19 protein-coding genes are annotated in these 20439 nt (G+C 72.3%); 5 read left to right on the forward strand and 14 right to left on the reverse strand.

Features of this window, described 5'->3' with window-relative positions; all coding sequences use genetic code 11:
- Window positions 1–60: 60 nt before the first annotated feature.
- From EXU48_RS00345 to EXU48_RS00390, 10 genes are all read right to left on the reverse strand, one after another.
- A complete protein-coding gene (locus tag EXU48_RS00345; protein WP_133105605.1) occupies window positions 61–1743 on the reverse strand; it encodes an FAD-binding oxidoreductase in 1683 nt (560 codons plus the stop codon).
- Window positions 1740–2405, reverse strand: a complete 666-nt coding sequence (locus tag EXU48_RS00350) for a lysophospholipid acyltransferase family protein (protein ID WP_235856752.1) — start codon at window positions 2403–2405, stop codon at window positions 1740–1742. Before EXU48_RS00350 ends, EXU48_RS00345 begins: the two co-directional genes overlap by 4 nt.
- Window positions 2406–2488: 83 nt before the next feature.
- Window positions 2489–3286 carry an SDR family NAD(P)-dependent oxidoreductase gene (locus EXU48_RS00355; protein WP_133105607.1) on the reverse strand — a complete coding sequence of 266 codons (798 nt, stop codon included), beginning with the start codon at window positions 3284–3286 and terminating at the stop codon, window positions 2489–2491.
- A complete protein-coding gene (locus tag EXU48_RS00360; protein ID WP_235856753.1) occupies window positions 3283–5550 on the reverse strand; it encodes an HAD-IB family hydrolase in 2268 nt (755 codons plus the stop codon). Before EXU48_RS00360 ends, EXU48_RS00355 begins: the two co-directional genes overlap by 4 nt.
- 20 nt (window positions 5551–5570) lie before the next feature.
- Complete coding sequence (locus tag EXU48_RS00365; RefSeq protein ID WP_133105609.1) at window positions 5571–6374, reverse strand: hypothetical protein; 804 nt, start codon at window positions 6372–6374, stop codon at window positions 5571–5573.
- A gap of 68 nt (window positions 6375–6442) precedes the next feature.
- Window positions 6443–7237: a ferritin family protein gene (locus tag EXU48_RS00370; protein ID WP_133105610.1), complete on the reverse strand. Its 795-nt coding sequence runs from the start codon at window positions 7235–7237 to the stop codon at window positions 6443–6445.
- Between the two features lie 134 nt (window positions 7238–7371).
- Complete coding sequence (locus EXU48_RS00375; RefSeq protein ID WP_133105611.1) at window positions 7372–7941, reverse strand: TetR/AcrR family transcriptional regulator; 570 nt, start codon at window positions 7939–7941, stop codon at window positions 7372–7374.
- A 5-nt stretch (window positions 7942–7946) separates the two neighbouring features.
- Window positions 7947–8213 (reverse strand): HPr family phosphocarrier protein, encoded by a 267-nt coding sequence (locus tag EXU48_RS00380; RefSeq protein WP_133105612.1) that lies wholly within the window; start codon window positions 8211–8213, stop codon window positions 7947–7949.
- Window positions 8214–8252: 39 nt separating this feature from the next.
- The gene (locus EXU48_RS00385; protein ID WP_133105613.1) at window positions 8253–9269 is read right to left on the reverse strand and encodes a PHP domain-containing protein; all 1017 of its coding nucleotides are present in this window, start codon (window positions 9267–9269) and stop codon (window positions 8253–8255) included.
- Window positions 9270–9310: 41 nt separating this feature from the next.
- Window positions 9311–10285, reverse strand: coding sequence for an ROK family protein (locus EXU48_RS00390; RefSeq protein ID WP_133105614.1), 975 nt, complete (start codon window positions 10283–10285; stop codon window positions 9311–9313).
- A 222-nt stretch (window positions 10286–10507) separates the two neighbouring features.
- Between EXU48_RS00390 and EXU48_RS00395 the strand changes: the two genes are divergently transcribed.
- The 3 genes from EXU48_RS00395 to EXU48_RS00405 all read left to right on the forward strand — a co-directional run bounded on the left by EXU48_RS00395 (window position 10508) and on the right by EXU48_RS00405 (window position 12612).
- Window positions 10508–11065 (forward strand): phosphoribosyltransferase, encoded by a 558-nt coding sequence (locus EXU48_RS00395; protein WP_133105615.1) that lies wholly within the window; start codon window positions 10508–10510, stop codon window positions 11063–11065.
- Between the two features lie 8 nt (window positions 11066–11073).
- Entirely contained in the window at window positions 11074–11973 is a 900-nt protein-coding gene (locus EXU48_RS00400; protein WP_235856754.1) for an aminoglycoside phosphotransferase family protein, read from the forward strand.
- 213 nt (window positions 11974–12186) lie between these two features.
- A complete protein-coding gene (locus EXU48_RS00405) occupies window positions 12187–12612 on the forward strand; it encodes an EF-Tu/IF-2/RF-3 family GTPase (protein WP_133105616.1) in 426 nt (141 codons plus the stop codon).
- A gap of 11 nt (window positions 12613–12623) precedes the next feature.
- Here the strand turns inward: EXU48_RS00405 and EXU48_RS00410 are convergent, their stop codons facing one another.
- Both EXU48_RS00410 and EXU48_RS00415 read right to left on the reverse strand, forming a co-directional pair.
- Window positions 12624–13376: an SDR family oxidoreductase gene (locus EXU48_RS00410; protein ID WP_133105617.1), complete on the reverse strand. Its 753-nt coding sequence runs from the start codon at window positions 13374–13376 to the stop codon at window positions 12624–12626.
- A 91-nt stretch (window positions 13377–13467) separates the two neighbouring features.
- Entirely contained in the window at window positions 13468–15009 is a 1542-nt protein-coding gene (locus tag EXU48_RS00415) for a threonine/serine exporter family protein (protein WP_207947561.1), read from the reverse strand.
- A gap of 105 nt (window positions 15010–15114) precedes the next feature.
- Here EXU48_RS00415 and EXU48_RS00420 point away from each other — a divergent pair, with 105 nt between their 5' ends.
- Window positions 15115–15558 carry a hypothetical protein gene (locus EXU48_RS00420; protein ID WP_133105618.1) on the forward strand — a complete coding sequence of 148 codons (444 nt, stop codon included), beginning with the start codon at window positions 15115–15117 and terminating at the stop codon, window positions 15556–15558.
- An 85-nt stretch (window positions 15559–15643) separates the two neighbouring features.
- Window positions 15644–16060, forward strand: coding sequence for a hypothetical protein (locus EXU48_RS00425; protein ID WP_133105619.1), 417 nt, complete (start codon window positions 15644–15646; stop codon window positions 16058–16060).
- Window positions 16061–16073: 13 nt separating this feature from the next.
- Here the strand turns inward: EXU48_RS00425 and EXU48_RS00430 are convergent, their stop codons facing one another.
- Together EXU48_RS00430 and EXU48_RS00435 are read right to left on the reverse strand one after the other, a co-directional pair.
- Window positions 16074–17039 carry an acetylxylan esterase gene (locus tag EXU48_RS00430; RefSeq protein ID WP_407938701.1) on the reverse strand — a complete coding sequence of 322 codons (966 nt, stop codon included), beginning with the start codon at window positions 17037–17039 and terminating at the stop codon, window positions 16074–16076.
- Window positions 17040–17132: 93 nt separating this feature from the next.
- The gene (locus tag EXU48_RS00435) at window positions 17133–20369 is read right to left on the reverse strand and encodes a sugar-binding protein (RefSeq protein WP_133105620.1); all 3237 of its coding nucleotides are present in this window, start codon (window positions 20367–20369) and stop codon (window positions 17133–17135) included.
- Window positions 20370–20439 lie beyond the last annotated feature (70 nt).

Here is a 20439-nt window from a genome sequence, read left to right on the forward strand (position 1 = left end):
AGCGCGCGACCCCGCGTCCGGCGCGGCCTCGCCCGCCCCGGGTTCAGACCGCCTCCGGGCTCACCACTCCCGATGGTCGGGGATCAGCGTGCCCGGGTTGAGGTTGCGGCCCGGGTCCGCCGCCCGGAGCAGGCCTACCATCAGGTCCGTGCCCGCCTCGGAGATGTCCCCCTCGAGCCACGGCGCGTGGTCGGTGCCGACGCCGTGGTGGTGCGAGAGCGTCCCCCCGGCGTCGATGAACGACTGCTGGATTGCGGTCTTCACGACGTCGTACTGGCCGAGGAAGTCCGCGTCCGGGTTCGGGGGGAACGCGAACGTGAAGTAGAGGCAGGCGCCGGAATGGTAGGAGTGCGACAGGTGACACATGATGAACCCCGGCACGCCGAGCTCGGTGAACTTCGCCCGAGCCGCCCGCACCGTCGTGGTGTAGACCTGACCGAGCTTCGACCACGGGGCCGCGGTCTCGGACACGTCGCCGATCGCGCCGCGGTCGAGGAGGAAGTCGCGGATGTAGGGGGTGTCGAACTTCTTCTGGTCGTACATGGCGCCGGGACCGCGGCCGAGCCGGATGCCGCCGTGCTTGCCGATGACCTTGCCCACGATGGACTTCTCGGTGCGGACCTTGCCGGCGCCGCCCTCGTATCCGATGTAGGAGATGCAGACCTTCTCGAGGTCCCAACCGCGCCGGCGCAGGACCTCGAACAGGCCCTCGCCGACCTTGCCGGAGATGCCTTTCGACGCCTTGCGGGTCGCGAGTGAGAACGCGGTCTCGTTCGCGTCGGAGACCCGGGTGATCGTGGGTGCCGCGTCGGAGGTGGAGATCTCCGCCATGGCCGCGAGGCCGGCGGCCCAGTTCGGGAACAGGTAGGCGATGACGTCGCGGTTCTCGGGGACCCGGTGCACGTTCACCCAGGCCTCGGTGATGACCCCGAGGCGGCCCTCGCTGCCGATGATCATCTCGCGCACGCTCGGTCCGGTGGATGTCGACGGCAGCGGCCGCAGTTCCACCACCTTTCCGGGCAGGACCACCCGTAGGCCCCGGGTGATGTCGGCGATGTCGCCGTACTTGTCGGACTGCATGCCCGAGGACCGGGTCGCGATCCAGCCGCCGAGGGTGGAGTGCTTGAACGAGTCCGGCTGGTGTCCCATCGTCCAGCCCCGGGTGGTGAGCTGCTCCTCGATGTCCGGGCCGAGTCCGCCCGCCTGGATCCGGGCGAGCCCGGAGCTCTCGTCGATCTCGAGCACCCGGTTCATGCGGCCGAGGTCCAGGGAGATGATCGTGCGTTCCTCCCGTGGCTGGGGGGTCAGGCTGCCCGAGATGTTCGAGCCACCGCCGAACGGGATGAGCACGGCGTCCGCGGCGACGGTCGCGTCGACCACGGCGCGCACCTCGTCCTCGTTCGCCGGGTAGACCACCGCGTCCGGCACCCGGGGCAGGTCCCCGGCCCGCACCCGAACCAGGTCGCGCATGCCCTTGCCGTAGGTGTGCACCACGCGCAGCATGTCGTCGGTGCTGACCTGGTGGTCGCCGACGGCGGCCCGCAACCGGGCGCCGAGGTCGTCACCGAGACGGCTGGCCGGGACGGCGATCTCGTCGAACGTCGGCGGCTCGCCGCCGGGCTGGGTCAGGTCGATGCCGACCTTGTCCAGGACGAAGCCGGCGAACGCCGGCTTGTCCTCGTGGTGGAAGGCGATGCCCTCCACGCCCCAGCCCCACCATTTCTGGTGTTCGACGTCGGTCATGAAACATCCTCCTGTGCCTGGCCGAGGTCGCTCTCGGGCCGGTTGTTGGCTCGATCGTCGTCGGTGACGAGGACGTACGAGGTCTGCATCGTGTGCATGGCACGCACGCGTGCGGTCAGGCGCGCGTTCAGGTCCGGCAGGCTCTCGCCGGCCCGCGCCCGCACGGGTTTGCCGACGATCACCTTGACCGGCATCCGGCCGGGCTTCGGCCACGCCGCGCCCACCGGCATCGCGTCGAACGCGCCGACCAGGGCCACCGGGATCAGCGGCACGTGCAGCGAGCGCGCGAGCGCGGCGGCGCCGGGCTTGAACGAGGCCATCTCCCCGGTCCGGGACCGGGTGCCCTCCGGGAAGATCAGGAGCGGAACGCCCTGGCGGAGCAGGGACACCGACAGCCCGGCGCCCTTGCCGCGGTTGCTGCCTCGCTCGACGGGGTAGGAGTTGAAGAAGAACGAGGTGAGGGTGCTGCGCCACTTCTGCCGGTAGAAGTAGTCGGCGGCGGTCGCCGTGGCCAGGTTCTTCGTGACCCGGTACGGCAGCGCCGTGATGCACAGGGGCGCGTCGAGGTGACTGGAGTGGTTGGCCACGAGGATGAACGGTCCGTCGATCCCGGCCAGGTGCCGCTCGCCCTCGACCGTCACCCGGGTGTTCGCGAAGATCACCGGTCGAAGGATCAGCCGCTGAGCCACGTAGCGAAACCAGCGGTGCCACGCGCGGTGATACCGAGCGGTTCTGCGCTGTGCGCTCATCGGCGTCCCTTCTTGATCAGGGCGGTGGCCCTGTTCACCAACGGTCGCGGCGCGTGTCGGGCACCCCAGGCGAGGAGCTTGAACCGCCGCGACGGGATCGACCTGGTCCGGCCCCGGTCCACATCGGCGAGGCAGTCGGCCACGAGTCGGTCCGCATCGAGCCACAGTACCGAGGGGATCGAGTTCGTGCGGATCGCGGCGCGCTCGTGGAACTCGGTGCGCACCCATCCCGGCAGCAGGGTCATCACCGTGACGCCGGTGCCGGCCAGTTCGATGCCGAGCCCCTCCGAGTAGGAGTTCACCCACGCCTTGATCGCCGAGTAGGAGCCCATCGGGATCAGGCCGGCCACCGAGGCGACGTTGATGATGAGGCCACTGCCCCGCTGCGTCATCGCCCGACCGGCGGCGCCGCCGAGCACGAGCACACCGCCCACCATGAGGTCGATCGCCTGCAGGTGGGGGCTGGGGTCCTCGCTGATCAGCGGCGTGTGCACGCCGTGGCCGGCGTTGTTGACGAGCACGGTCACCGGCACGTCCGTCCGGGTCAGCCGCGCCACGGCGAGGTCGACGCCGTCGGGCTCGGCGAGGTCCGCCGTCAGGGTCTCGACCGTGATCCCGAACTCGTGCCGCAGGTCCGCCGCGGTGGAGTCCAGCCGCTGGGCGTCGCGGGCCACGAGGACCAGGTCGAGCCCTCGGCCCGCGAGGCCCTTGGCGAACGCCAGGCCGATGCCGGACGTGCCACCGGTGACCATCGCGGTGCCGGTCAGCGGTGAGTTCTCGGCGGCGGACGTCATCGTCGGCCCGATCCGGTGAGGCTGCGCAGAACCGGGGAGAACCGCCCCTCGGCGGTCGTCGTCCAGCTGTGCACCGGCCAGCGCTTCTCCTTGGCGTACCGGTACAGGGAGGAGTCGGGGTTGACCACGTTCGGGTGGCCGACCACCTCCAGCCAGGGACGGTCGGAGTAGGTGTCGCCGTAGGCGTAGGAGCCGGCGAGGTCGACGCCGGAGTCCCGGGCGTACCGGGTCAGCCAGGTGGCGCGGGCCTCGTCCACGAGCGGGGAGGTGGCCAGGTGCCCGGTCCAGCGGCCGTCGGAGTCCTTCTCCATCTCGCCGGCCACGATCACGTCGAACATGTCCGAGAGCGGCTCCACGAACACGTCGATCTGCCCGGTGACCAGGACGGTTCGGTGCCCTGCGGCGCGGTGTTCCGCGATCCGCTCGGTCGCTTCGGCGAGCACCCTGGCCCGCAGCGACGGGGTCACCTTCCGCGCGATGATGTCGCGCAGCGCGGCCTCATTGACCCCCTCGTACCGGCGCATGAAACTGCGGATGAAGTCGCCGCGGTCACGCCACTCGGCCTGCAGGTAGGTCCCGGAGTTGGCGACCATGCCGCCGAGCTCACGCAGTGCCTGGCCCGAACCCTTCGCGGCGAGCTCGACCCACACGTAGTGCTCGATCAGGCTGGCCGCGGCCACGGTGCCGTGCAGGTCGAACACGGCGAGCACGTCGGTGCGCTGCGGGAGGGCACGCTTGGTGGCGCCACCGGAGGAACCACGCCGGCTACGGGACCGCATCAGGCCGGGGACCTTCGGGACGTGCACCTCCATCATGTAGTAGTCCCAGTCGATCGCCGTGACGTCGAAACCGTGGGACTCGCGCCGCTCCGGCGGCACGGTCTCGTGCAGCGCACGGGTGTTCGCGTCGTCGAAGACGACCTCGGTCTGGGTGTACGGCTTGTAGAGGTCCGTGAACTTGCGCAGGGTGCCGAGGTCGCGCTTCGCCTTGAAGACGGCGGAGATCCAGCCGCGGGTGCGGTCGTTCGCGGGCAGCCGGCCGACGGCCCGGTCGGCCAGGTCGACGGCGAGTTCCCGGCGGCGCAGGCTGCGCTCGACTGCGGGTCCGTTCGGGAACGTCCAGTTCGGCACCTGCACGGTGCTGCCCTCGTCGTCCAGGAGCGGGTGGGCGCTGAAGTACTCCCGGATCATCGAGACCATCCGCCCGAACCGCAGCGGGTTCCGGATGCCGGAGGCCACCTGGTAGTAGCGGGGCTCGCCGACGGCCGAGGGCGCGGCGGCCGCGGCGAGGATGGCGTTGACGACGTGGTCGACCGGGATCACGTCCAGGATCGTGTCCGCGAGCGCGGGGAACTCGGGCAGCATGCCGCGCCCGTAGGCCGCGATCAGGGGGTCGGCGACCTTGAACCCGTCGATCCAACCCGGGTAGGGGTGGCTGAGCGAGCTCTCGATGATCGTGGGCCGGACCACGGAGAGCCGGTGCTCGGCCCCCCACAGCTCCTCGGCGACCCGTTCCCCGAGCGCCTTGGTGAAGGTGTAGACGTCCGGCCAGCCGAGGGACTGGGCGCGCGTGCGCCCGGCGTCCTGGAGCCGCTCGGTGACCCAGGCCTCGCGGGCCTCCTCGGCCGCCTGGGCGACGGCCTGGGCGCCCGCGCGGCGGTGCACGGACCGGGCCTTCTCGAGGAGCTTGCCGAGGACCTCCGGCCGTCGGGACGCGGCCTCGACCTCCGCCCGGGCGGCCAGGGCCCGGGTCATCTCCTCGGTGCGGTCCACCCCGTGGTCGAGGGATCGCTCCTCGGCGACCCCCTTGCGCAGCCCGGCGACGTAACAGGTGGAGACGTGCACCACGTGCGGGTCGGAGCCGGACTCCAGCAGCGCCGTGTACAGGGACACCGGGCCGCCGACGTTGTCACGGAACGCGTCGTCGATCGGCATGTCGAAGGACACGCTCGATGCGGAGTGGATGACGACGTCGATGTCGCCCGGCAGCGCCGGCACGTCGCCGAGGTCACCGGCCAGGACGGTGACCCGACCCGCGGCGGTCGCGACGCCGTCGTCCCCCACGCGCTCGCGCCACGCGGAGAACACGGGCTTCCTCAGCAACTTGTCCACGCGCATCTGCGCGGTCAGGGCGCCGCGCGGCCGGACCAGCAGGCTGATCCGGGTGGTGGGGTAGGTCGAGAGCAGCTTCTCCAGGACGGCCTGGCCGACGAAGCCGGTGGCGCCCGTGATGAGCACGTGGGCGTTGTTCAAAGGGTCGGACACCCCGGTTACTGTACGCGGGGTCACCGGTGCCGTGCTCCCCGGGACGCGAAGCGTCCGAGGGCCTGCCGGATCGGGTGTGCGCCGGCCAGCCCCGGCAGTGCGGCGACCTGGCTGTCCGCGGCGTCGATGTCGGCGCGCACGGACGGGTCCGCGAACAGGTACCGCAGGACCGGTTGGACGTAGCCGGGGGCGCCGTAGCGGGAGCCGGGCCACCGCCAGGTCCGCACGGCGCGCCGCCCGAGACGGCCCGCGGCGGGGGAGGCGGCGAGCCGGTCGGAGGCCTCGTCGACGTAGAACTCCACGTGCCGGTCCTTGATCGCCACGATCGGGTCGATCACCGCGCCCAGGCGTGGCTCCAGCTGCCCGGCCCGCGCGTAGCTCGCGCGGGCCACCAGGCTGTCCAGGAGCCCGACGGCCATGTGTCCCGCCACGATGTCGCTGCCGAGCAGGTTCGTGCGGATCGCGTCCGCGGTCGGGCTCACCCGGTCGTCCCAACTGCGACGCAACTCGCCCAGCTTCGTGCTGTGGGCCACCTCGGTGTGGTTGTTCTCGTCGAGCACGGCCTCGAGGGCGTCGGCGATCCAGTACTCCTCATAGGCCCAGGTGGTCAGGAAGGCGGTGACCCGGGACTCGGCGTGCGTGGGGGTGACGAGCAGATCCCGCATCAGCCGCAGGGTGCCGCGTTCGACCTGTTGCAGGTGCCGCAGCGTGAGCAGGGTGTTCGTGCCGAGTCCCTGCAGGGCGGCCAGGTCGAGGTCCTTGCGGCGCAGCGACCGGGGGGTGCGGGTGTAGGAGCGCACGTCGAAGCCGGCGGAGTCGGACATGAACGGCATCCGGGCGCCGGCAGCACCCACCGGGCGACCGGGGCCGCCGGACCCGCGGGACGGCCCGCTCACGCCGCCACGCCGCGGGCGTCGAGGGCGTCGGCGAAGATGGTCAGGCCCTCCATGCCGGGCAGTCGGCCGATGTGACGGTCGATCGCGTTGATCTCCTTGCGACCCTCCGCGCCTCCGAACAGGTGACCCATCACGTGGGTCACCTCGTCGTCGGTCATGATCCCCGAACCCACCGGTGCCCACGCGTTCTTCAGGGCGAACCGGGCGAGCTTCTGCGCCTTCGGGTTGCCGGCGAGCCGGGCCTTCGCCTGGGTCGCGTAGAACGCCACGTGCCGGGACTCCTGGGCGGCGATCCGCCGGAGCAGCTCGGCCAGGGACGGGTGCCCCTCGAGCACACCGAGACGCTTGTAGGCGGCCGCCGCGGACCACTCGTTGGCGGCCCCCCAGAGCATGTGCACGGCCACGAAGTCCTTGCCGACGATGTTGCTGAGCAGGGACTGCTTCACCGGCGCGAGCCGGTCCCGCCAGCCGAGCTTGACCCGGCGGTCCTTGAGCTGGTCGTAGTTCACGGTCACCCCGTGCAGGGAGAGCACGTGCGCGAGTGCCTCCCCGTGCCAGAACTCCTCGCGGTTCCACATGGTCATGAAGGCGTTCACCTCGCCCTCCCCGTGGGAGCGGGTGACCAGCATGTCCCGCAGGTAGCACACGGTGTGGTACTCGACGTCGCACATGTACCGCAACGTCCGGATCGACTCCGGCGGCAGCGGGTTCTCGCGGAAGTTGTCGAGGTCGAGGTCCTCCCAGTTGACCCGCACGGAGTCCTGGGTGAACTTGTCGATATCAAAAGCCATCAGGGTGTGCCCTTCACTCCCGGTGCTGCACGTGACGGTCAGCCAGGCGCCGTAGGCCCGGGGCGGGTGAACGCTACACGGACTGTAGCGTCTTGCGGTCCGAGCCTACGACCTCGACGGGAGTTCGTGCCACATCAGTCTTCGGATGGGTCCGACGTCGCCTGCAGGGAGATCCGGAGGGTGGCCACGACGGAGTCCGTCCAGCCCGCCGGGAACGTTCCGGAGTGGGCGAACCGAGCCGCGACGGCGCCGAGGAGCAGGTCGACGGCGACCTCGATGTCCGCGTCCGGGCGGACCTGCCCGGTGGCGACCCCGTCACGCAGCCGCGCGACCGCGAGCGCGATCCGCGGCCGCAGCAGTTTGTCCCGGATGAGTTCCACCTGGTTCTGGTCCTCGCTCTGCACCAGGCCGAGGAACACGCCCGAGCCCGGGCCACCCTCCAGGGTCGCGATCAGGGACTCCACGGCGGCGCGCATGTCCCTCCAGACGTCATCGCCGGGTTCGAGCACGCGGGAGGCCATGTGGTCGCCGAGCGCTGCGGCGAGCACCGCGTCGCGGTCCTTGTGACGCCGGTAGATGGTGGTCCTGGCCACGCCGGACTCGGCCGCGACCGCCTCGACGGTCACGGCCAGGGGACCGTGGGTCCGCAGCAGGTTCATCGCCGCCGCGTAGATGCGACGGTCGACCTCCTCGCGGCGCGACATCCGGGTCAGGCGTCGAGGTCGCTGGCGAGCAGTTCGGCCAGTTCGTCGAGGACGCGTTCGGCGCGGGGCCCGTCCGCATGCAGCGTGACCTTGTCCCCGTACTTCGCACCGATGGTCATCACCCCGAGGATGCTCGCGGCATCCTGGGGGACCGACCCGTTCTTGGAGATCCGCACCGAGATGCCGGAATCCTCGGCCGCCCGCGTGAAGATCGCCGCCGGGCGGGCATGCAGTCCCACCGGCGAACCAATCGTCGCCGTGCGCTCAGCCATCGTCGGATCCTTCGTGGGTGTGGGGCTTGGACCCCTAATCTACCCGTTCGCCGACGTCCATTCGAGCAGTGCCGGGGCCGCCCACGCGTTCACGATCCGGTCCGGCGTGAGCCCCGCCGCGGCGGCCCGCGCGCACCCGTGGTCGAGCAGGTCGAGCTGGCCGGGGGCGTGCGCGTCGGAGTCGATCGCGAACAGGCACTCCATCTCGACGGCGAGGTGGAGCAGCCGGGTGGGTGGGTCCCGTCGTTCGGGGCGTGAGTTGATCTCCACGGCGACCCCGAACCGGCGGCAGGCCTCGAAGACGAGCTCGGCGTCGAACTCCGACTCCGGCCGGGTGCCCCGCGCGCCCAGGACCCGGCGCCCGGTGCAGTGCCCGAGCACGTCGACGCGCGGGTTCGCGATCGCGGTGACCATCCGCCGGGTCATCTGCTCGGCCGGCATCCGCAGGGCGGAGTGGACGCTCGCGACCACGATGTCGAGGGAGTCGAGGAGGTCCGCCTCGCCGTCGAGCGTGCCGTCCTCGAGGATGTCCACCTCCACCCCGGTGAGGATGCGGAACGGGGCCAGCTCGGCGTTCAGCGCGGCCACCTGCTCGATCTGCGCGCGCAGGCGCTCCGGGGAGAGCCCGCGCGCCACGGTCAGCCGCGGCGAGTGGTCGGTCAGGGCCAGGTAGGAGTGGCCGAGGTCGATCGCGACGGCGGCCATCTCGGTGATCGGGCTCCCACCGTCGGAGGCGTCGGAGTGGGTGTGCAGGTCGCCGCGAAGCCAGCCGCGCACCTGCTCGGCACCGTCGACGAGGGGCCCGGCGGCACGCTCCAGGTCCGCCAGGTACTGCGGCACCTCACCGCGTGCGGCCGCCATCGCGACACCGGCCGTGCGGGGGCCGACGTCGGGCAGGTCCGTCAGCGTGCCGGCGGCGAGGTGGTCGGCGAGCTCGTCGGGGTCGAGGCCGCGCAGGCGGCGCGCCGCCCGGCGGAACGCCTGGATCCGGTGGGTGTCCGCGAGGTCGCGCTCGAGGAGGAACGCCACCCGTTCCAGCGCATCGATCGGATCCACGGCTCGACGCTACCCGGCGGCACCGGTCGCGTCGATGCCGGTCATCGCCCGGCGCCCGCCCAGGGCCGTCCGAGACGTAGCCACCGGGCGGCTCCCGCGATCGCCGCGGCCGGGCCGAGCCGGGCCGGGTGGAGCTCGATGCCCGCCAGGGGTGGGATGAGTTCCCGGCGGAGTTCGGCCTCCATCGGTCCCCACCAGAGGTCTCCGGCGCCGGCCGCACCGCCCCCGACCACCACGACGTCCGGGTCGAGCATGGTCACGATGCCCGCGATGCCGCGGCCGAGCGCGCGGCCGGTCTCGGACAACGCCCGCACTGCCGTCTCCTCGCCACCGGCCGCGCGCCGCGCCACGTCCCGGTTGTCGGCGCTCGCGGGGTCGCCGCCCAGGGCGAGGTAGCGGCGGTGGATCGCCGGCCCGGCGGCGATCGCCTCCAGGTGGCCGTCGCGACCGCAGGTGCACCGGAGCCCGACGGCGTCCGCGGAGGGCAGGTGGCCGAGCTCACCGGCGCTGTGGTGGGCGCCGCGCCACGGCAGCCCGCGGGCGACGAGGCCCGCGCCGATCCCGGTGCCCGCGGCGACCATGAGGACCACGTCCGCGCCGGCCCCGGCGCCGATCCAGGCCTCGCCCACGGCGTGCGCGTCCACGTCGTTGAGCACGCCGACGGGTGCCTCGGGCGCCAGCACGTCCGCGAGCCGGGCGCGCAGTCCCCCGGCGACGTCGGTTCCGGCCCAGTCGCTCATCGCGTCGGTCGCCGAGATGATCCTGCCGCTGTGCGCCTCCACCACCCCGGCACTGGCGACGCCCAGACCGACCAGACCTGCGCCGTCGCCGGCCGGTGCCGCACCGGCATCGGCGGCGACCCGCCGGACCAGCCCGGCCACGGCCTCGAGCACGGCGCCCGGGCCGGCCTTCGCCGGGGTGGCGACCTCATGCAGACCGCGCACCGCGCCGTCGGCGCCGACGAGCGCGGCGGCCGTCTTGGTGCCGCCGAGGTCCACGCCGATCACGGTGTTCATCTGGGGCTGCTCCGTCCGGGTCCGGGAATCCGGCCCAATTCCACCACGGCGCACGGCGTCCGCGGTGCCGCCGGCTCAGCCCGCGAGCGCGCAACGCTGGGTGGGTTCGCGAACCGGCCGGCGAAAGTGCTGAAGCGGCGACCACTTCGTCACTCTCGGCCGGCTCCGGGTGCCGCGGCAGCGGGCGGAGGTGCGCCCGGCCGCGTCAACTAGATTGGCTCCATGCCCGAGACCACGCGCACACCGGCCCTCGAAGTCCTCCCCTGGAACCGGTTCGGCGAGGCCACGCGCGAACTGGCGCGCGACGTGGTCGCGAGCGGCTGGATGCCGGACCTCGTGATCGGGATCGCACGCGGCGGCCTGGTGCCGGCCGGTGCCATCGCGTACGCGCTCGGGGTGAAGGCGATGGGCACGATGAACGTCGAGTTCTACACGGACGTCGCCGAGACGCTGCCCGACCCGGTGGTGCTGCCCCCGCTGCTGGACACCACCGTGCTCGCGGACGCCAAGGTCCTCGTGGTCGACGACGTCGCGGACTCCGGGCGCACCCTGCAGGTGGTCATGGACCTGCTGCAGCGTGGGCTGCCGATCGACCTCGACGGCGACGGTCGGATCGAGGCCGGTGAGCACCTGCCGGTCGAGGCCCGCAGCGCCGTGCTCTACACGAAGCCGCGGTCGGTGATCGAACCGGACTACACCTGGCGCCGGACCGACCGTTGGATCTCGTTCCCGTGGTCCGCGCAGCCGCCGGTCACCGGCGCCACCGGCGAGAACGGCTGAACGACCCGGTGCCCGACATTCCCCGGGCCGAGGTCGAGGTCACGACGGACCTTGCCCGGCGGCTCCTGACCGACCAGTTCCCCGAACTGGCGACCACGTTGCTGCGCACGGTCGCGAACGGCTGGGACAACGTGATGATCCGCGCGGGTGAGCACTTCGTGATTCGCCTGCCCCGGCGACAGGCGGCGGCCGACCTCGTCCGCCACGAGCAACTGGCACTGCCGACGATCCGCGACCTGGTCCGGGTCACGGTGCCGACGCCGCGGCTCTCCGGTGAACCGACCGACTACTACCCGTGGCACTGGTCGGTGCTGCGCTGGCTGCCCGGGCACCCGGCCACCGGCCAGGCCGTGGCGGCGCGCCGGTACTGGGCCGGCGTGCTCGGCGACTTCCTCGCCGACCTGCACGTGCCCGCACCGGACTGGGCGCCGCTCAACCCGGTGCGGGGCGTGCCCCTGGCCACGCGGGAGGCGGCGGTCACCCGGCGGCTGCGCTCCGGGCACGTTCCCCGCGGCGAGGAGCTGCTGGCGCTGTGGCGCCGGCTCCTGCCGGCCCCGGTGCACACCGGACCGCCCGTGTGGGTGCACGGCGACCTGCACCCGCTGAACCTGCTCGTCGACCGCGGTCGGCTGAGTGCCGTCGTCGACTTCGGCGACGTCACCGCCGGTGACCCGGCCACCGATCTGGCGACGGCGTGGCTCACCTTCGACGCGCCCGGTCGGGCCGAGTTCGTGGTGCGGTACGCGCAGCGCACCGGTGTCGGCGACGCTGTCTGGGCGCGGGCCCGCGGCTGGGCGCTGGTCCTCGCCTCGGCGATCGCGGAGGCCTCCGACGACCACCCCGAGCTCGCCTCGATCGGTGCGCACGGGATCGCCGAGCTCCTCGACGCCCCGGACGCCCATCTCTAGGGCGCCGAATCGGAGGTCGCCCACACGTTCCGGGCGCTGACCTTCGCTGTTATGGGTGGCCGTGGGAGTGGTGACGCCACGACACTGCCGCTCGTCACGGGTGTTCGTCGCGATGGGGTCCACCGGTGGCGCACCCTCGTGACCGGCCGGGCCGGGTCACCGGTACCTGACCCACACCGTGCTGACCCGAGCACGAGCGGCTAGCCTCGTCGGGTGTTCTGGAGGAAGAAGCGCCGCGACTCCGCGCCGAGTGTCGACGAGTACCTGCGCGACGTGAACGGACCCCCGACCGCGGTGACGGGCGCACCCGGCCAGGCTCCGCCGTCGGAGTTCGGCCCGCCGGTGCCACCCGCCGCCTCGGTGCCTGCGGGCGGGTTCAGCCTGGTGGTGGTGGACGTCTTCCGCATCACCGGCCGCGGCACGGTCGTGACCGGCGTCCTCGCCGACGGCGTGGCCCGGGTCGGGCAACAGGTCGCGATCGTCCGCGACGGCGCGCACGTCGCCTCGAGTGAGCTCGGCGGGATCGAGGCGTTCCGGCGGGTACGCGAGGAAGCGGCCCCGGGCGAGAACGTCGGACTGCTCCTGCGGGGGCTGTCCAAGGATCGGGTCAAGCGCGGTGACATCGTGGCCGGACGCTGAGCGAGAGTCGTTCAGCGTCGGACCGACAGCGGCTGGCGGCCGAGCCAGTCCCCGAACGACGACCCGCCGAGCAGGGCGCCGGGCCCTGGCAGATCGGCGACGGTGGCGAACGCGCGGGCCCGGCCGAGCCCGGGCATCCGAAGGAACCGGTGCGCCCGTCCGTCGTGGGCGAGCACGGCGTCCGCGAGCTGATCCGTGGTCAGCATCTCCGGGCCGGCGAGGTCCGGCGCATGCACGCAACCGTCCGGGCGCTCGCCGACGGCGTGGGACACCAGTTCGCTCGCGACCCAGGCGGGGTCGACGGGCCGGGCCGGCTCGCGGGAGACGCCGCGGCGCGCGCCGACCATGGCCCGGGCGAGGAACGCCGCCGAGGGGTGGAACCGGGTGGACCGGACGATGGTGGCGGGCAGGTCGCTGTCCTCGATCATGGTCTCGACCGCCCGTTTCGTGCGGGCGTACGGCGCCTTGCTGGCCGCACACCCCACGAGCGAGACGTACACGAGGTGCGCCGGCACGATCATCGTCGCGATCGCGGCGAGCAACTGGACGGTGCCGTCCACGTCGACCAGCCGGGAGCGCCGCGGATTCGCGGCCGCGTGGACCACGGCGTCGGCACCGGCCAGGACGGCACCGAGCCCCTCCCCGGTGGACAGGTCCACGCCCCAACGACGGCTCGCGGGCACCACCTGATGGCCGAGTTCGCGGGCCCGGTGGACGACCTGGGTTCCGAGCACCCCCGAACCCCCCGTGACGACGATCCGCATTGCTGCCCTCCCTGGTCGCCTCCCACCATCATGGGCTCGTCAGGGGCTGCCCGCCACCGCACACGCGGCAGGGCGAGGTCACAGTCCGATGTCAGATCCGGGTGCCTCGCGCCCGGGCCTGGACCTTGCGCTGCCAGCGGTCGGCGTTGCGCCCGAGCGGGGTCCCGATGAACTCGCCGAGGGTGACGCCGGCCGCGAGCGCGAGACCGATCGACAGCGCCGCGATCAGCCGCACCCCGCCGGCGATGACGTCACCGGAGTCGACGAACTCGAACATGGCGGCGTAGATCGCGAGCCCGGGTAGCAACGGGGTGATGCCGCACACGGCGATCACCATCGAGGGCGTCCGCATGCCGCGCTGCACCAGGGCGGACAGCAGGCCGACCACGAGCGCCGCGCCGAAGGAGCTGCCGGCGGGGCCCATGCCGAGGGCGAGGAACCCCGCGTAGGACGCCGACGCGAGCGCGCCGACGCCCATCACGACCGGCACCGTCCGCATCCGCGTGTACGACGCGACCGCCCAGGAGCCCGCGATCACCGCGCCGCACCCGATCTGCAGGGGCAGCGCGGTCGCGAAGCCGGTCAGGTCGTTGATGCTCAGGGGCACCCCGAAGCGCCGGCCCACGTCCAGGACGAAGCCGATGCCGACCACGATCCCCACCGTGTACAGGACCACCTCATAGGAACGCGCCGCCGAGGTGAGCGGGAACCCGGAGATCGCGTCCTGGGCGGCGCCCACGAGGGAGAGGCCGGCCAGCAGCACGACGATGCCGGACGCCACCACCAGGGAGGGCGGCAGGAACTCGTCCGAGATGTCGAGGTAGGGCTTGATCCACAGGAGCAGCAACGCCACCATCGTGGCGATCCCCGCCCCGAGCGCCTGCTGGAACAGGTACGGGAGACCGTGGTTGCGCAGGAAGCGCAGCGACCGGTCGATGACCATCGTGGTCACGGCCGCGACCGCGGCCACCGGCAGGCCACCGCCCAGCAGCACGGCCACCCCCGCCGCCATCGTGCCGAGGGCACCGGTGACCACCCACCGTCGGTACGGGTGCGGCGCGGTGAGGATCCGGTTCATCCGCTCGTGCGCGGCCTCGACCGACAGGTTGCCGGCGTCCGCGGAGTCCACCAGGTGGGTCACCTCGGTGAGACGGCTGTAGTCCGAGGTGCGCACGTTGATCACCCGGACCTTCGTGACCGGGTCGTCGTCGCGGTCGATCGAGGCGGTGATGGAGATGAACGTGATGTCCACCTGGCAGTTCGTCACACCGTACGCCGCGGCCAACCGGAGCATCACCGCCGTCGTGTCCGCGACCGGCGCGCCAGTGGCGACCATCACCTCACCGGTGCGCAGCACCAGATCGAGCACCGACCTCTCGACCTCCGCGGCCAGGCCGGAATCCTTGCGGACCGCCGCGAACGCGGTGGTGGGCGGGCCGTCGCCGGCCATGACCCACCGGGCCCGCTCGCGCAGCCGTCGCTGCGGCGCGCTCGACAGGGTGGGGGTGCGCGCCGACCGACGCACCGGCCCCGACCCGGGCCCGGTCTGCGGTGGGATGGGCCCGGTCACCGGCTCGCCGAGCGTCCCGGTGGGCGTCGCGTGCGGGTCGTGCGATGAGGTCTGATCGGCCACGTGGTCGACGGTACGCGATGGGGACTCCTCCCCGGCGGGAGGCTCGACAGATCCGGCCGCTGCTGGTTGCCTGTCCGAGTTGGTGCCGACGACGAAGGAGTCCACGTGAGTGACCCGACAGGTTCCGTACCGCCCGGGGACTGGCGCCCCGGCGACCCACCGCCCGGTGCCGGCTCGCCCTACGCCCCGGCCGCGTCCCCGTACGCTCCGGCGTCCCTCGGCGGCCCGGCGTCCACCACGTCCAACCCGGCGGGGCGGACCGCCCTCGGGCTCGGGATCGTCGCGCTGGTGTGCTGGGTCGGCTTCGACGTCGCGGAGAACATCGCCTTCACCACCGGCTCCTACAGCCGGACCGTGTTCCAGCTCTTGCGCGCGGGCGGCTGGGTCAGCCTGATCCTCGCTCTGGCCGCGCTGGGCACCGGGATCTACGCACTGCGCCGGACCGGCCCCCGGGGTGCGGCGGGCGTCGGTGCCGGGATCGGGCTGACCCTCGTGGTGCTGTGGCTGTTCTCGCGGCTGATCACCTCGCTGGCGCTGTCCTTGTGGTGAGCCTGACCCGCGTTCCCCGCATGACACGCCGCGGCCGACCGCGTCGTCCGATCCGTCGGCCCCTCCACGACGAAGGAAACCGCACATGAGCACGAACCCGCCCGTCCCTCCGCCGCCCGGGAACTGGCGCCCCGGCGACTACCCGGCCGCGGGGTCGCCGTACGCCCCGGACTCGATCCTGAACCCGGCCTCGACGACGAACCCGCCGGGCCGGATCTCGCTGATCCTCGGGGTGGTGGCCGTCGTCCTCTCAGTCGTCGGGACGATCGTCCAGGCGGTCCTGATCCGTCAGGGCTGGAGCCCGGGCACCGTCGGCCTCGGAGGTGGTGTCCCGAGCCTCGTGGGCGGGGCAGCCGCCATCGGCGCCGTGGTCACCGGGATCATCGGCCTGCGCAACCCCGGCCCCAAGGGAGCGGCCGGCGCCGGCACGGGGATCGGCGCGAGCTACCTGGTCGGCACCCTGTCGACGACGCTGGTCTGGGGCCTCGGCAGCTTCTTCTGAGCGGCGCCCCGGCTCAGTGGTGGCGTGCGAACCGGTACATCTCGGCCCGTTGGTGGGCCTGACCGCCCTCGTGCCCGCTGTAGGCCCAGACGACCATCTCCTTGTCCTGCGCCCCGTAGTGGTTGTAGGCCGCGAAGACGGTCGACGGCGGACAGGTCGCGTCCATGAGCCCGACCGAGAACAGCGCGGGCGAGTTCGCGCGCGCGGCCAGGTTGACGCCGTCGAAGTAGCTCAGCGTGTGGAACACCTGCTCGACGTCGGTCCGGTGGGTCTGCAGGTAGGAGGTGATCTCCGAGTACGGCGAGGCGTCGGTGATCTCGGTGGCGCGGCGGATGTGGCACAGGAACGGCACGTTGATCATGACCCCGGCCAGCCCGGGCTGGAGCCCTGCGACGGCGAGCGCGACGCCGCCGCCCTGGCTGCCGCCGGCCACGAAGACCCGGTGCGGGTCGACGCGGGGATGGGCGCGCATGACGTCCACCGCGCGCACGGCGTCGGTGTAGAGCCGGCGGTAGTAATAGGTGGCCGGGTCGTTGATGCCACGGGTCAGGAACCCGCCCACCTGCGGGGAGCCGACCGGGTCGGGGTCCGCCGTGGCGCCGACCAGCCCGGACTTGCTGCCCTGGCCGCGCACGTCCATGACCAGGTTGGCGTAGCCGGCGGCGCTCCAGGCGAGCCAGTCGTGGGGCAGGCTCCGTCCGCCGTTGTAGCCGATGTGGTCGATGACGCACGGCAGCGGGCCGTCGGTGTGGCGCGGGATCAACAGCCAGCCCTTGACCGGTTGGCCCGCATATCCGCTGAAGGTGACGTCGAAGACGTCCACGGTGACCAGGTCGGAGTCGAGGCGCACGAAGGCCGGCTCGGTCGCAGCGTCCCGGGCCTGCGTCAGGGTCGCGTCCCAGAACGAGTCGAAGTCGCCGGGTTCCGTGCGGTCGGGCCGGTAGTCACGGAGGCGGTCCAGCGGCATGTCGACGAGCACAGGGTCTCCTTCGTGGGGTGGTGAAGAGAGGATGTCAGGCCGGCACGCGACGGGTGGGGCAACCCTTCGGCCGCCCCACCCGTCGCGCTCGTCCTACGGGTCGAGCCTGGTGCTCGGGAACAGGGCCGGGTTCTTGCCCGTCCCGATCCCGGAGCCCCATTCCAGCCAGCCGCGGCGAATGGCACCGTCGTTCTCGTTGACGAGGAACGACAGGGCCAGCAGCCGGTCGGCCGGGTCGAACGGCGCCAGTTCGCTCCACGGCATCGCCATCTCGTAGACCGTGGTCTGGGTGGCCTCGTCCCGGGCGACCGCGAGGTCGACGGCGTCGACCGGCCCGTTGGGCAGGATCCCGCCGCCCCCGTTCCACCGGAACACCTGCGGGCCCTGCGCGGTGAGCGCCAGACCGTACTCGTAGTAGCCGGTGAGGTTCTCCCCGGGGGCGCCGGCGACGGCGCCGAACTGGATGCTGTCACCGGTCCAGATGGTGTCGTTCAGACCCGGCTGGGCGTGCACGTTGTCGGTGATCGCCGCCGTCAGGTAGAGGTTCTCCTCGTCCCAGGTCCACCAGACGTCGCCGCCGAGATCCGCGGCGCCGCCCCAGTCGGGGATCTGCCGAACCTGCCCGTCCGCGTCCAGATCGATCGGGGTGATCCCGCTCAGGTCGTCGGGGACGCCGTCGACGGTGATCGCCTGCTGGTGCAGCGCGGTCACCGCAGCGGGGTCCACCAGGACCAGTGACCCGCTCTCGGTGAGCGCGTCCGCGTCCGGCATGGCCAGGTTCACCGACCACGGGTGGGTGCCCGGCGAGGTGAGCCCGGTGGTCGGGATGTCGATCGTGACGGTCTGCCCGGCGGGCAGGGTCCCGATCGTCTCCGTGCCACTGCCGGCACCGAGCTGCCAGGCGAGGTCCCCCACCGGCTGGTCGGTGGCGACCTCGTTCGTGACCGACACCGTCAGCACGTCCGCGTCCTCACGCAGCGTGTGTGCGGCGCTCACGGTGACCGGCGTGGAGAGCACGTCGATCTCGGCGGTCAGCCGGGCGACCGGCGATCCGTTGTTCGTGACCAGGGCCACCAGGCCGCGCGTGCCGAGCAGGCCGGTGTCCCGGATGCTGATCGGGATCTGTACCGTGGCCTGCCCCGAGGCGACCTGGACCGGGACGGTGCGCTCGTTCACGGTGACGGCCAGGTTCATTCGCGGGCCGCCGACCTTGTCCACGTCCAGGGTCAGCTGGATGGTGTCGCCGGCGAGGGTCGGGCCGGCCGCGGTCAGGCTGAACCGGCCGCCGTCGGTCACGTCGGAGGCGTCCGCCGAGCCGATCACGTACACGGGGTCCCCGGTGAGCGTCAGTTCCACACTGTGCAGGTAGGGCGTGAGGGTGCGTGCCCGGCCGGACATCTCGACGACGGTGACCGGCACCCTGGTCTCGATGGTGACGGTTCGCGGTCCCGTCGTGGACCACAGGGCCAGCAGGTTGTCCCCGCCGGCCGTGGCGAACTGGTACGCGGTGGCCCCGTCGGCGACCTCCTCGGCGCCTTCGAACGTCGCACCCGTGAGCAACCTGCTCATCGTCGCGTGCGCGGCGTAGGACGGCTTCGGCGTGAGTGCGCCGAGCGGGTCGGCGGCGTTGCGGAGCAGCCCGAAGTTGCTCTCGTGGTCGGCCGGGTCGAGGCCATCGTTGTTGAAGTCGTACCAGAAGTTCCGCTCGACCCCCTGGGACAGCCCGATGACGCCCGCACGTGCGGCGTAGGCCGCCTGGGTGTGTTCGTCGACGCTGCCGGTCCGGCTGGACCAGCCCCACTCCGAGACCCAGATCGGCTTGCTCTCGCCGTTGTTGTACTCGCGGACCAGAGCGTCCACGGCCTCGAGGTTCGCGACGGCCGCCTCCGGCGGGTCGCCCGGGTAGTGGACGGACACGACGTCCATGTAGTCGAGTGCCCCGAGGGCGAACAGGGTCTCCAGCCAGCCGAGGTCGGGCCAGCTCGTGGCCGGCCCGACGACCAGCGTGTCCGGATGCGCCGCCTTCACGGCCTCGTACGTCGCCTGCAGCAGCGGGAAGTAGTACTCCGGGAGGGAGTTCGCCGGCCCGTCGCCGCGGTCGCCGAAGCCGGCGTTGAACTCGTTGTAGACCTCGACGGCGGGGGCCGGGTTGCCGAGGTCGACGTACCCGTCGAGCAGCGCGACGCAGTAGTCGGCGAACGCCGCCCGTCCGGCGTCCGTGTACGGGGTGGCGTCGTTGTCGTACAGCGGGTTCGTGTAGGCGCAGATCGGCATCGGTGCCAGGCCCGCGTCCCGGGCCTCGATGGTCTGTTCCTGCCACGCCGTCGGGTAGGTGTAGACACCCGCGGTGCGCTCCATGGCCGTCCAGGTGAGCGAGGGCCGGTAGTAGGAGTCACCGGCCAGCGCGGCCAGCGGGGCGCTGCCGGGCGGCAACTGGCGGTGCGAGACCGCCGCGGCGAACGGGGAGTTCGCGGCATCGGGCTGTGGAGCGACGACGGCGAGGGTCGTCTCTGCCGGCAGGGACGCCTGGCCGCTGATCGTCGCCGTCGCCCGGAGCCGGTAGTAGCCCTCGGGCAGGGTGCCGACCTGGATCGTCCCGGCGCCGTCGGTGTTCGTGGCGACACCCTGGGTGACGTGGTTGTTGTTGACGTCGTAGACGCGGTAGTCGACCCGGGCGTCCGGGGCCGCGGTGAAGTCGACCTTGGGCGGGGTGCCGGTGACGAAGATGTTGCCTGGCGTCCGCAGGCTCAGGGCCGGGGCGTCGACGAGCCGTTCGACGGTCACGCTACGGAACGCGATCGCCGACGTGCCGGTGCCGATCCGCAGGTCCGCGCCGTTCTCACGGTTCGACAGGCGTGCGTCGGTGACCGTGAACTCCTCGGTCCGCCACGTGTTGCTTCCGGTGAGGGCGACCGCGGGCAGTGCGCGCCACGGGTTGGTCGCCGCGTCGTAGGTCAGGTCCCAGGACCCACCGGAGATCGCCGCGTCGTAGTACTCCACCGTGATCCGGACGGTGTTGGTGCCGCCGTGGATCAGGGCGTCGTCGATGTCGTTGTAGATGTAGGTGTTGCCGATCGAGGGGTTGGTCTGCAAGGCGGGCAGTCCACCGACCTCGAGCCAGGTGCCTCGGCCCGCATCGCCGGTCCGGACGGTGATCCCCTCGTTGACCGGCGGATCGTCGAACGTGACCGACGCGGTGACGACGGCATCATCGGCGGCAGCGGGCACGGCGGGGGCGACCAGGACGGCGGCGCCCACGGCGGTGGCGGCCGCGACGGCCAGCGGGCGCCTCACCCCTCGCATCACGCCGGGTGGTCTGGACGGTTTCATGGGGTTGCTCCTTCGCGAACCTTCGGCTGTCAGGCGGCACCGGCAGGTGCCGGGCCGTGGCCGTGCCGCG

The sequence above is a fragment of the Occultella glacieicola genome (assembly GCF_004353825.1).
GTDB lineage: Bacteria > Actinomycetota > Actinomycetes > Actinomycetales > Beutenbergiaceae > Occultella > Occultella glacieicola.